The sequence below is a fragment of the Pseudomonas sp. BF-R-19 genome, assembly GCF_019956445.1.
Lineage (GTDB): Bacteria > Pseudomonadota > Gammaproteobacteria > Pseudomonadales > Pseudomonadaceae > Aquipseudomonas > Aquipseudomonas fluorescens_BH.
This window is the reverse complement of record NZ_JAHBDN010000031.1, coordinates 109,768-122,402: the sequence shown is the minus strand read 5'-3', so window position 1 is coordinate 122,402 and position 12,635 is coordinate 109,768. Positions and strand designations below refer to the sequence as shown.

General features: G+C 60.3%; 8 protein-coding genes. 4 read left to right on the top strand and 4 right to left on the bottom strand.

All coding sequences use genetic code 11. The features are described 5' to 3' along the window. Window positions 1–445: 445 nt before the first annotated feature. A complete protein-coding gene (locus tag KGB28_RS03545) occupies window positions 446–4,681 on the top strand; it encodes a DUF5801 repeats-in-toxin domain-containing protein (protein WP_223442383.1) in 4,236 nt (1,411 codons plus the stop codon). Window positions 4,682–5,761: 1,080 nt separating this feature from the next. Continuing rightward, complete coding sequence (locus KGB28_RS03540; RefSeq protein ID WP_223442380.1) at window positions 5,762–6,694, top strand: universal stress protein; 933 nt, start codon at window positions 5,762–5,764, stop codon at window positions 6,692–6,694. On the opposite strand, the gene KGB28_RS03535 is transcribed toward KGB28_RS03540, so the two are convergent. From KGB28_RS03535 to KGB28_RS03520, 4 genes are read right to left on the bottom strand one after another with little or no spacing between them, the layout of a single operon-like run. Next, window positions 6,691–7,488: a sugar phosphate isomerase/epimerase family protein gene (locus KGB28_RS03535; protein WP_223442377.1), complete on the bottom strand. Its 798-nt coding sequence runs from the start codon at window positions 7,486–7,488 to the stop codon at window positions 6,691–6,693. The two genes, KGB28_RS03540 and KGB28_RS03535, sit on opposite strands and share 4 nt — an antisense overlap. Next, window positions 7,485–8,225, bottom strand: coding sequence for an SDR family NAD(P)-dependent oxidoreductase (locus KGB28_RS03530; RefSeq protein ID WP_223442374.1), 741 nt, complete (start codon window positions 8,223–8,225; stop codon window positions 7,485–7,487). The genes KGB28_RS03535 and KGB28_RS03530 overlap by 4 nt, the downstream gene beginning before the upstream one ends. After that, window positions 8,225–9,571, bottom strand: coding sequence for an MFS transporter (locus tag KGB28_RS03525; protein WP_223442371.1), 1,347 nt, complete (start codon window positions 9,569–9,571; stop codon window positions 8,225–8,227). The genes KGB28_RS03530 and KGB28_RS03525 overlap by 1 nt, the downstream gene beginning before the upstream one ends. Window positions 9,572–9,629: 58 nt before the next feature. Beyond that, a complete protein-coding gene (locus KGB28_RS03520; protein ID WP_223442368.1) occupies window positions 9,630–10,463 on the bottom strand; it encodes an amidohydrolase family protein in 834 nt (277 codons plus the stop codon). A gap of 150 nt (window positions 10,464–10,613) precedes the next feature. Here KGB28_RS03520 and KGB28_RS03515 point away from each other — a divergent pair, with 150 nt between their 5' ends. Together KGB28_RS03515 and pcaQ are read left to right on the top strand one after the other, a co-directional pair. Further along, window positions 10,614–11,570: a LysR family transcriptional regulator gene (locus KGB28_RS03515; protein WP_223442366.1), complete on the top strand. Its 957-nt coding sequence runs from the start codon at window positions 10,614–10,616 to the stop codon at window positions 11,568–11,570. 66 nt (window positions 11,571–11,636) lie between these two features. Beyond that, window positions 11,637–12,560, top strand: a complete 924-nt coding sequence (pcaQ, locus tag KGB28_RS03510; protein ID WP_223442364.1) for a pca operon transcription factor PcaQ — start codon at window positions 11,637–11,639, stop codon at window positions 12,558–12,560. The last annotated feature ends 75 nt before the right edge of the window (window positions 12,561–12,635 follow it).

Here is a 12,635-nt window from a genome sequence, read left to right as displayed (position 1 = left end):
TCGGGAAGTAAGGTGCCTTGACCTCGATGTTCACCTTGGATAAAGCGCTTCATGGGCGATCCCTGCGATGAAATCCTCAGAAATCATAGCAAGGGTTCGCGAAGGTGTTTTTACACACTCTGGGCCAGGACCGGCCCTTCTCGACCAGTTAAATCCATGTCGCCTTTCTACCCGGCCGCCTGTGCAGGTTCAGCCTCAGCTCGACGCGTTGGCGGTTAAAGCCCCGGCGACCTTGAACACCAGCGCCATGTCCTCATTCACAAGCGGAACAGGCGGCGCCGTTCCTTCGCGTCATCCCGTCTCCCCCTCCCAGTAGTCTGAAACTCCCACCCCGCCTGGGAGTATCGGCCGATGTATATCGCCCGGCGTTTATCCATAGTTGTGGCATGTACCTGGAAAAGGTCCACGGTCCGCTTTGGTGCCTGCAATTGCTCTGGAGAACGTCATGGCTACTCACAAAAAAAACTCGTCGCTAACGAACGATCTGTCCCCCCTAAACACTCCGTCCCTCACCACTGACCTCAACGACTCAGTGGTGACAACGTCGGTTACAGCCAGCGCTTTGGGCGTCGTGGCGACCGGCGCGGACGTCACGCTGGACGAAACGGCCGGGTTGCAGAACGCCACTGCCACGCCAACCCCTGCGGGGGACGCTGACGACAACGACATTCTGGTGGCGTCCCTGCCCCCGAGCTTCGCTGAGCGTTTGGCCGGACTTGGGGCAGGTACCGCCACGGGTGCAGCCTTGAGCGGCTATACCGGTGCCGCGGACAACACGGGCAGCGATGCATTCACCGTCACCGCCGCGCCCGGAGGAACCATTACCGATATCAGCTTCACCGACAGCTCAGGCGCACCGCTCGATGGCCTGGACAGCGGACTGGATACCCTCGATGGCACCAGCATCCTTCTCTATACCGATACGGAAGACAACAACATCGTTTTGGGTCGAGCCGGTGGCCCGGCCGGCGCGATCGTGTTCGCTGCCTACATTGACGAAACCGGTTTGCCGGTCACGGGCGGCAAGATCTGGGTCGTGGAATACCAACCGCTCAAGCATCCCGATATGACGGACGCCGATGATTCGCTCAATCTGCTGGATAAGGTTTTCATCGGCACCAGCCAGGACCTGGAATTCAGTCTGGCCAATGCACCCTCCGGTCAGAACCTGTTCCTGATGTTCACGAAATTGAACCCGGAAACTGAAATTGTCGATGGTGTCACGCGGATCACGGATCCCACCATCATTGCCACCGGCAAGGACCCCGCAGACCAGTCAAGCGGGGTCAACATAAACACTGGCGACACGATCAATACCAGCCAGGCCGGTGGCCCGACCACCTTCGGCACCAACAATCAGATGATTGTGGAACAAGAGGGCATTCGCTTTTCGTTCGTCACGGGTGCCAGGCAGGATGTGACCGTTCCCAACCTGGATCAGAACGAAGCAGATCTTGAATCCGACATCGACTTTACCGACGTCTACAACACGAAGTCGGCCAATTTCGACGTCGTGCAATTGCAAAGCGGCAAGAGCGCTATCGTAAAAATCAGCGCATTCAGCACCGCTGCTGAACCTGGCGCGGATTTCATCAACGGATACGCGGGCGATGCACCGGTTGCAATCACCAATGTGCGCGTCATCAACAACAGCACCGGGCTGGTGATCGAGAATTCAGACGGATCGGCGAATGATCCGGCCATTACCATCAGCTTTACTGCTGCAGGGGTTGCCACCATCACCGGCGTTAAAGCCGGCTACCAGATTGAATACACCACTACGGCGGATCACAACCGCGTGCTCGTCGAGAACGGGGCGGCCCTCGACGCCAAAGGCAATAACCACGCCGACTTTGATATCGGTGGTTTCACGCTGGTCAAAGCCTCTGTTACGACCACCGAAATCGGCTCCCAGATGATCTTCGACGACGACGGACCGAGCATCAGCCCCACCGGCACGGAGCCGACGCTGACGGTGGACGAGACGGTACTGGCGACCAACGATGCCCAGAGCTTTGCCGCCAATTTCAATTCAGAGTTTGGTGCGGATGGGGCTGGCACGCTGACCTATGCGCTGGGTGTGGTGGCCGGAGCCTCCGGGCTGACCGACACGGCCACGGGCGACGCGGTGAACCTGTCGCTCAATGGCACCGTGGTCGAAGGTCGCACGGCCACGGACAACCTGCTGGTGTTCACGGTCAGCGTGGCCGCCAATGGTGTCGTCACACTCGACCAGATCCGGGCGGTGGTGCATCCCGATACAACCAATCCCGATGATTCGACGAGCCTGACCTCGGACAACCTGGTGACGCTGACGGCGACCATTACCGATGGGGACGGCGACAGCACCCCGGCGACGTTGAACATCGGGCACAACCTGGTGTTCAAGGACGACGGACCGAGCATCACCACTACCGGCACGGAGCCGACGCTGACGGTGGACGAGACGGTACTGTCGACCAACGATACCCAGAGCTTTGCCGCCAACTTCAATTCAGAGTTTGGTGCTGATGGGGCTGGCACCCTGACCTATGCGTTGGGCGTGGTGGCTGGAGCCTCCGGGCTGACCGACACGGCCACGGGCGAGGCGGTGAACCTGTTGCTCAATGGCACCGTGGTGGAAGGTCGCACGGCCACGGACAACCTGCTGGTGTTCACGGTCAGCGTGGCCGCCAATGGCAGCGTCACGCTCGACCAGCTCCGCGCCGTGGTGCATCCCGACCCAACCAATCCGGATGATTCGACGACGTTGACCTCGGACAACCTGGTGACGCTGACCGCGACCATTACCGACAAGGAGGGCGACAGCGACCAGGAGACGTTGAACATCGGGCAGAACCTGGTGTTCAAGGACGACGGGCCAAGTATTAGCCCCACCGGCGCAGAGCCGACGCTGACGGTGGACGAGACAGTACTGGACACCGACGCCACCCAGAGCTTTGCCGCCAACTTCAATTCAGAGTTTGGTGCGGATGGGGCTGGCACCCTGACCTATGCGCTGGGCGTGGTGGCTGGGGCCTCCGGGCTGACAGACACGGCCTCGGGTCAGGCGGTGAACCTGTCGCTCAATGGCACCGTGGTCGAAGGCCGCACAGCCACGGGCAATCTGCTGGTGTTCACGGTCAGCGTGGCGGCCAATGGCAGCGTCACGCTCGACCAGCTCCGCGCCGTGGTGCATTCCGACCCAGCCAATCCTGATGACTCGACGAGCCTGACCTCGGACAACCTGGTGACGCTGACGGCGACCAAGACTGACAAGGACGGCGACAGCGCCCCGGCGACGCTGAACATCGGGCAGAACCTGGTGTTCAGGGATGACGGCCCGGCACTCGCTTTCGGCAACCTGATCGGGACCGGTAGCGTCCTTGCGCAATCCGGGTTCTGGAATATGGAAACGGGAGCCGACGGGCTGGGTGCGGCCGGTCTGGATATCTCGTTGGTCAATAACCAGTTCACCCTCGTCAGGCCAGACAACACGACCACGACCGGGAGCGGCACGCTCACTGAGCTGGCGCAGTCACCGGATGTCAATGGCGCATACCAATTCGCGGGAACCTTGACCGGTGATTTCGACAACAATGTTGGAACGGCGAATACCACTGTCGACTACACGCTGACCGCCTATGCCGATGGTCGCTATGCACTGGATCTGGTGCAAGGCTTCAGTTCGACGATCGTGCTCAGCAGTGCCGACGGCTCGCTCGCTGCCGGCGGCCCGGACCCAGTACGCACCTTGTTGATTCCTCAGACGAATAACCCGGCTATTCCTTCGGCCTCCGAGGAGATTGTGTTCTTTTCCGCGAAGGCGCTTGCGTCGACTGCGGACATCCTGACCGGCATCGGGCTCGGAGCACCCGACCCCACCGAAGCCGCGCTACAGTCCACCCCCCTGCCGTCGTACATCGACCCGAGGGCCATGAACGTCAGCACGTCCGGCATCGGCGTAGCCAACAACGTTTTCCAGGGAGATAACCTGGCGGCAATCAGCGCCGCCGATGAAAGTTTCGTCATCAATCCAGAGAGCCTGCTGACGGCAATGAAGGTCTTCATCGACAACTCCGTGGCGGGTTACAACACCGCGACCGAAGACCTGTACTACAGGATCTACTACGCCGATGGCACGTTTTCGGACCGCTTCGAGGTGAACACCCTGACGCCGGAGGCTGGCGGGCAGGTGTCCTTCCTCGTCGAGAAGGAGGGTACGTCACTGATCGACGCTGTTCAGCTGACGATGGGCCGGGGCGATATCAAGATCCCGGTGATCCAGTTCATTCAGGAGAGCGAGAGTCTGGCCAGCGATGTCCGGTTGGCGTTCAGCGCGACGCTGACGGACAAGGACGGGGACTCGGCGACGAGTACGTTTGACGCCAACCTGTTCGCCAACGAACCGGCCAACGCCCCCTTCGACTTCACGCTGGTTGGCACGGCCGGAGAGCAAGATGCGTTCAACATCGATTTGTCAGTCAATGAGAACCTGTACCAGGTTACCGGCTTCGATGTGGGCGCTGGCGTGCAAGACAAGCTGGTGCTCAACGGTGACCCGAATGCCGTTGTCCAATCGATCGACAACACCGGCGCAGACAGCGTCGTGACGGTTGCCGAGACTGGCGGACAAGCAACGACCATCACCTTGGTCGGGGTCGATCTTCAGAGTACCGACATCTTTTTTGGCAGCGTTTGAGGCTTTGCGCGTGAACGGATGCGAGGGTGGCCTAGGAAACCACCCCCGCATTCTTTTTGCAGTTCTGATCGAGATCGGCATGATCGCATCCGCGGTGAACCGGCCAGCAGCACAAGTCTTCGAGAGACGCTGAAGAGCTATGACCAGCTTGATCTGGATGCTTAAGGCCGAATCCAATCTCCAGATCCCGGCGGGGTCAGAAAGCGTTCGGGCAACCGGCAGCACTTGGCCATAAGCCGGCCTTCAAGCAAGTCCCAGTCACAGTGGCATCGGACGAGCACATTGTCTCTTCGCGTAACGGAGCTTGAACAAAACAAGTGATCCAGTCCATGGCAGCATCTGGCCCATCGCACTCAGGAAACCCTCGCGACAAGTCTACTTGAATTATTCGGCATATTTGCCATTGAATAATGGGAATCTGCTTAAGGTGTTTCGATCAGCAGCAAAGGTGCTACTTCATCAGATCGAATGGGGTTTATTTAGAGTTTACTTAGCAGAAAATCAACTAGCTCAACCGACTAATCAACTAAGCATCAAGCAGAATAGCCACCATACTCAATCATTCAGTTGCGCGAGCAAAAACGCTCGCCGGAGAGCAACTTGAGCATAACTCCAGGATCTGGGTATCCACGGGGGGTGTGAAACTTGTTCGGGCGAAAAAAGCGCAGGTAATCAAGGCATTGAGGCGGCGGATGCTATTGCGCTTTCTTTGCCAGTAGCGCAACCGACAAGAAGTAACGCGATACCTCCGAGGTAAAGTGTACCGGCCGCGTTACAACTTACTCTGTTTAATATAGATGCAATGGAACAACGGCGCCAGTGCCAGAGAGTCATATTGCGTAGTTGCATAAACGATCAGTACTACTTCCATGCTTTCAATGCCCGCTCGATTCAAGCGTCACAATCGGACTGATTGGGCAAGATTCGACTTTAGCTGTCGACTGCGTGATGCCGGCAAGTGAACTTTCGGCTAACAGGCGGGCAACGGTTGGCCAGTACGCGTACACCCCGCTCGAAAGGGTATAGGCCAAGAGTTCCCGCCACCCACAAGAAAACTGTACTCGGCAAAGGAAGACACTCATGCACACCATTCGCAACACGTTGGTGGTAGTGGATTCACAGCAGCCCAGGGATCTGATCTTGAACAGAGCCAAAATGATTGCCGGCGCTACCCGGTCGCACCTGCATCTGCTGGCCTGCGACAAGGGAAACCACCATGGCTCTTACCTGAACGACATTCAAGGCGAACTGACACAGCAAGGTTATAGCGTCAGTACCCAGCAGGCCTGGCACGGAAGCTCACACAAAACCATCATCGCCGCCCAACAGGCGGTGGGATGCGGCTTGGTAATCAAGCAGCACCTACCCCACACATCACTGATCAAAGCCCTTCTCACCCCCGAGGACTGGAAGCTGTTGCGATACTGCCCCAGCCCGGTACTGATCGTAAAAACCGCAAGACCCTGGACCGGTGGCACCATTCTCGCGGCCATTGATGCCGGTAACAGTGACGTGGAGCACCGCGTCCTGCATTCCGGCATCGTTAGCCACGGGTACGACATCGCCGCAATGGCCGGCGGCACTCTACACATGATGAGCGCCCACCCCTACCCTCTGCTCTCGGCAGCCAACCCCGTACTCCAGCTCAAGGAAAGCATTCAGGCTCTATATCGCGAACTGTGCAAGACGTTCCAGGCAGAATTCAACATCAGCGATGATCGCCTGCATATCGAGGAAGGCTCAGCCGATGTGCTGATCCCGTACATCGCGCACAAGCTCGAAGCCGCACTCACGGTCATCGGTAGCGTGGCCCGTACCGGGCTGTCCGGCGCATTGATCGGCAACACTGCCGAGATGATTCTGGATTCCCTGGACAGTGACGTACTGGTGCTCAAGCCGGACGACATCATCGCCCACCTTGAAGAGCTCGCCGCCCCGCCACCGAGCCCATCGGCCGATACCGCGACATCCTCTTGGCCGTATAACCACCACAACCATCGACCACATACTTAGGAGCAAGTACTGGCCAACCAGGCCCGGGTGATCGTGAAAGCTTGAGCCAACCGCTCAGGTGCGCATGTCGCGGGGCACGGGATTTCCACGCTCCAGTGCACTTGGGGTGGCAGGACTTTGAGCAACCCGGCCAAGGGCAACTGCCCCTGACCGGGCGGCAGGCGACCCTCGCGGGCTTCGCGGATGATGCCCTCCCCCGTGGGCGCCAGCGCCAGCGCATCGCTCCACTGCACGCCATGGATGTAACGCCGATCCAGTTGCGCCACGGCAGCGGCGTTACCGTTGGAGCGGAACAGGTGCAACGCATCCAGCAGTAAGCCGCCGTTGGCCTGCCCCGCCGCCGCGATCAACGCGACGGCCTGTTGCAGGTTGCCAATGTGACGCCAGCGCATGAACTCCAGATCCACACGCAGGCCATAACCGGCTGCCAACTCGCACACGGCAGCGAAATTATCCGTGAGCCGGCATTGCTCCGGATCGTCGCCCGACACAGTGAGGCAACGCGCGCCCAGTTGCGCCCCGGACTCCAGCAGCGACGCAAATCCGGCGACGTCCACTTGCGGTGTCAGCTCGACGAATTCGATCTCGTTGACCACCACGCCTTCGCGATCGAGCGTGGTCTTCAACTGCCGCAGCGCCTGGCTGCCCGGCGCCAACGGGTAAGCGATGCCACCCGCCATGGCCGGGTGCAGGCGCAGGCCGACCGAACTGAAACCCGCGCGCGCCGCCTCTCGCACCAGCGCATCGGGCGCCAGCTCCAGTGCGGTGAGGTGCGCGACACCCAAGCCTCTCAATAGGTGGCCCTGCCGCCACTGAGGTCGAACACAAAGCCTGTGGTGAAGCTGCACTCGGGCCCGGCGATCCAGGTCACCATGTTGGCGATCTCCTCGATTTGCAGGAAACGCCCCATGGGAATCTTGGCCTTGCTCGCGGCAATGTGCTCGGGGGTCATTTGCGCCAGCAGCCCGGTTTCCACCATGGCCGGCGCGATGCAATTGAGCAGCACGCCGTCCTGGGCCAACTCCTTGGCTGCCGCCTTGGTAAACGCGATGACACCGGCCTTTGCTGCCGAATAACCGCTGATGTATTGCACGCCGTCCTTGCCGGCCATTGAGGCAACGTTGACGATGCGCCCGTAGCCTCGCTCGCGCATGTGCGGGATCGCCGTGCGGCAGCAATAGAACACGCCCGTCAGGTCGATGGCGATGACCTGGTCCCAGGCGGCTGGCGGGTACTCCCAGGAAGGAGCAACCGGCCCGTTGATACCGGCATTGTTGACCAGGATGTCGACGCGCCCCTGTTGCGCAACGACCTCACCGAATGCCGCCTCCACGGACGCCAGCGAGGCGACATTGACGGCTTGACGCATCACCGGTTCAAAGCCGTTGGCGACGCTGTCCCAGCCATCGACCGCCAGGTCCCAGATGACGATCTGCGCGCCAGCGGTGTGCAAGCGCCGCGCAATGCCCAGGCCGATGCCACGCATGCCGCCGGTAACGATGGCCGTCTGGCCTTCAAGGTATCGAGTCATCAATTTGCTCCTTGTTGAACGGATTGGATTTCCGGCAGGCGACGCAGGTCGCGCACCATGAACAGGTAACACAGCGCCCCCAGGACGGTGATCGAGGACACGAAAGCCAGGGCCCAGACAAACGACCCCGTGGTCGTGACAATCACGCCGATGGTCAACGGGGTCACGATGCCGGCCGCATTGGCGAACAGGTTGAACACACCACCGCTCAAGCCGAGCAAGCCTTTGGGGGCGATATCGGAGACGATCATCCAGGCCAGCGCCGACATGCCCTGGGCGAAATAGGCCACGCACAGAATGGCGATCACCAGTGCGTCGGAGTCCACGTAATTGGCCAGCACGATCACCGATGCGGTCAAAAGGCCTGCGATCACCGGCAACTTACGCGCGACGTTCAACGAGTAGCCGCGGCGCAGCAACGCGTCCGACAGCCAGCCGCCGGCCAGGGTGCCGAGTGAAGCCGCGATGAACGGCAGCACCGCCACCCAACCCACCTTGAGCCAGGGCATGTGCCGCTCGGTGACCAGATAAGTGGGAAACCAGGTCAGGAAGAACACGTTGGTCGAGTTGCAGGCGAACTGCCCCAGGCAGATCCCCAGCATGTTGCGATGCTTGAGCAGTGCCGGAATCTGCGACCAGGAAAACCGCGTGGCTTTCTGGCCGCCATCGATCACCCCGCCGCCTTCGGCGATGTAATCCAGTTCGGCCTGATTGGCCGTGGTCGACTCATGGGGCTCGTGGTACTTGCGCCACCACACCAGACCATAGAGCACACCCAGGATGCCCACCGCCATCAGCAGCACACGCCAGCCATGGGCGTGCAACACCCAGAACAGCAGCGGCGTGAGAAACGCCAGACCGACGTACTCAGCGAAGGTATAGATGCCGGTCGCCCGTGCCCGCTCGCTCTGCGGGAACCAGGTCGCGACCACCCGACTATTGGTGGGAAAGCACGGTGCTTCGGTGGCGCCCACCAGCAGGCGAAAGCCCAGTAACGAGAAAAAGCCCTGGGCAAGACCTTGCAGGCCGGTGAACAACGACCATAACGTCAGCGCCAGCCAATAAGTGAACTTGGTTCCCAGCCGGTCGATCAGGATGCCGCCGGGAATCTGCGCGGCTGCGTAGGTCCAGGAAAATGCAGAGAAGATAAGCCCCATCATGACCGCGTTCAGGCCCAGGTCGGCACTGATGCTGGGGGCGGCGATGCCCATGACGCTGCGATCCAGGTAGTTGATCATGGTGCCACCGGAAATCAGCGCCAGGATCATGAATCGGGTACGGGTCCTGGCGGTTTGCGCCGCCGGACAGGCGAGCGTTGCCGCCGCAAATCTATTGTCGGTCGTCATGATTGTGTTCCTTGTTATTATCGGAGTTTTACTGGCAGCACCACTGCCCTGGGCCGGTTCAGCGCGCGCCAAAACCGAACAGTCGCCGTGGCGTGTCCCACATCACCTTTTTCCTTTCACTGAAATCGGGCATCAGTCGCTCAGCCAGCTTGAGCAGCGGCCCGTAGTCCACACGCGATTGCTCGCGAATGAACGGCCAGTCCGAACCCCACACGCAAGCCTCCGGGCCAAAGGCCTGGAGCAGCGCCCGCACGTAGGCACCGGCTTGCTCATCGAGATGATCGTGGTCGGCGAACTTCTGCATGCCGGAGATTTTCACCCAGGCCCGGCCGCTTTCCGCCAGCCCCAGTAGCGCCTGGAACCCTGGTTGGCCGAGGCCTGCACGGGCGTCGGGACGGCCACAGTGGTCGATGAGCAGTCGCGGTGCAGTCGATTCAATCAAGCCCAGCAACTCGACCAGTTGATTGCCCTGGACCTGGATCTGGGCGAACAGGTCCAGTTCGGCGAGCCGCCCGAAAAGCCCGGCCGCATCACTCATGACCTCCACGCCTTCCAGCGCCGGATTGAACGCGATGCCCACCACGCCCTGTTCCTTGAGCGCTGCCAGCTCATCCAGGGGCGTGTCGTGGTCGACAACGGCAATCCCCTTGAAGCGGCCTTCGCTGTGCGCCAGCGCATGCAGCAGGCAACGATTGTCCGTGCGGTAGCCACTGCTCGGCCCCACCAGCAAAGCGTGTTGCACACCATAGGCGCCCATCACCCGACCGAACTGCTCCAGGGTCGCGACCTCCTGCCCGGCGGGTGCGTAAACCGTGTCGGCGCGATAGGCAAACCGTGCGGGATCAAACAGATGGTTATGGCAATCGATCTTCGGTTCGTCGTAGATGCTCAAGGCTGCTCCCGCCAAGCGTCACTGCGCTTGCTCACTGATCTTTGTTATTGTTCGCCGCGGTGGGCGATGCCGTTGCAGTGAAGATACGACCCGGCGATCAATAGCGCTCATACACAGATCGCTCGAACAATAACCAAAGGTTAATGACCCATGCCCTACGGCGAAGGCCCCGGCGCCAACACGATGGTGTTCAAGCTGCGGCACATGGAAGTGTTCCGGGCGGTGATGCTGACCGGCTCGATCAGCGGTGCGGCAAAAATGCTCTACGTGTCGCAGCCGGCAGTCAGCAAGCTGATCGCCTATATCGAGAGTCGGCTGGTCTACCGCCTGTTCCAGCGCATCAACAATCGCCTGGTGCCCACCGCCGAAGCCGTGACCCTTTACCGGGAAGTCGAGCGTGTCTACCAGGCCGCGCTGGCCGTCAATGAGTGTGCGTTGGCCCTGGCCAACGGCCCCCACCGTCAGCTGCGCATCTGCTGCAGTGCTTCACTGTCGACGGTGGTCATCCCGTTCGCCCTGGCCAAGCTCAAGCAGCAATTGCCATCGCTGAACATTGAATGGCAAACCACGCTGATGGGCGACATGCCCAACCAGATACTCTCGAAGAAGGTCGACCTGGCTGTCTCAGCGCTGCCGCTGATCCATGACCACCTGCACTCGCTGCCCTTCATGCGCGCACGCATGGTCTGCGTGATGCCGGCCGATCACCCCTTTGCCCACCGAGCTTCATTGTCACTGCACGAACTGGTCGACCAGCCGTTGTTGCTGTTTCGCCCCGACATGCCTTTTGGCCGGTTGCTGGCCGACGAGATCGAACGCCAGGGCCTGAACCTCAGCTCCATGCTGAATTTCACCAATGCCAACGAAGCGGTCGCCCTGGTCAAGCAAGGCATGGGACTGACCATCATCGATGAATTCGTGGCCCAGGACAGCGGGCTGATCGTCGTGCCGCTGGTTGAGGCGATTCATTTCGATATCAGCTTTGTCTACTCGCGGTTCGAGCCGCTTGGCGAATCCGCCACGCAGCTCATGCAGGTGCTTTATCGCCAGGCGGTCAAACTGGGACGACTGATCCCGGGCTGCGAACTGCCGAATGTCGACCGATAACCACCGTTTTGCCGGCATCGGTCACCAGGAATAATGAATGCCACACCACGAAGGCAGAGCACCAAATTGAACATCGACACCCGAATCAAATTCCGTCATCTGGTGTGTTTTCTCGAGGTGGCGCGCCAGGGCAGCCTGGCACGTGCCTGCGACAAGTTGGCAATCAGCCAGCCGGCGCTTTCGAAAACCCTCAAGGAGCTGGAGTCCCTGCTGGCTGCCAGGCTGTTTGAGCGGAGCAAAAAGGGCTCGACGCTGACCGAGGCCGGGGTGGCCTTTTTACGTTATGCGGGGCCGAGCGTGCAATCGCTGCGCGAAGGGGTCAACAGTTTGCGCTCCGGTGTACATGAGCCGATTGCCGTACGGCTCGGCGTGCTATCCACCGTCGAAAGCCTGTTGGTGCCTGAGGTTGTCTGCCGTTTACACGACCGGCATCCCGCCTTGGCGGTCAGTGTCGTGACCGGGCCGAGCGCCTACCTGTTGTCCCGACTGCGTGTCGGCGAGCTGGACCTGGTGGTTGGCAGAATGACCGATAGCCCATCGATTCACGGGTTGACGTTCGAGCACCTTTACAGCGAGTCCATGACCCTGGTGGTACGTAAGGACCATCCAGTGCTGAGTGATCCACCGGGGCATAAAAACCTCGAAGACTATCCGGTGGTCTTGCCGCTGGCGGGGACGACGATCCGCAAATTCGCCGACAGCCTGTTTGTGCAGCACGGGATCACACCCTCGCGCCAACGCCTGGAAACCCTGTCGATTGCCCTGAGCCGGCGCTACGTCCAATTCAGCCAGGCAATCTGGGTCGCGCCTTTTGACGCGGTCAGGCAGGACTTGAAGCTAGGTGAGCTGGTGGAGCTGGGGATGCGTGAAGCCGGTGGTTCCGTGGGGCTCTGCACAAATCCTGTGTTGCCGGTGACACCCGCCGCCCAGTGGTGCGTGGAGGCATTGCGCGAGGTCGGGCAAGAATATCGCGAAGGGAAATATCCATAACCATTTGGACATGCAACAAGTCGTTTTTTTCAATTTTGGGTTGGGCCGCACAAGAGGAGACTGGGCTGCAAGTCG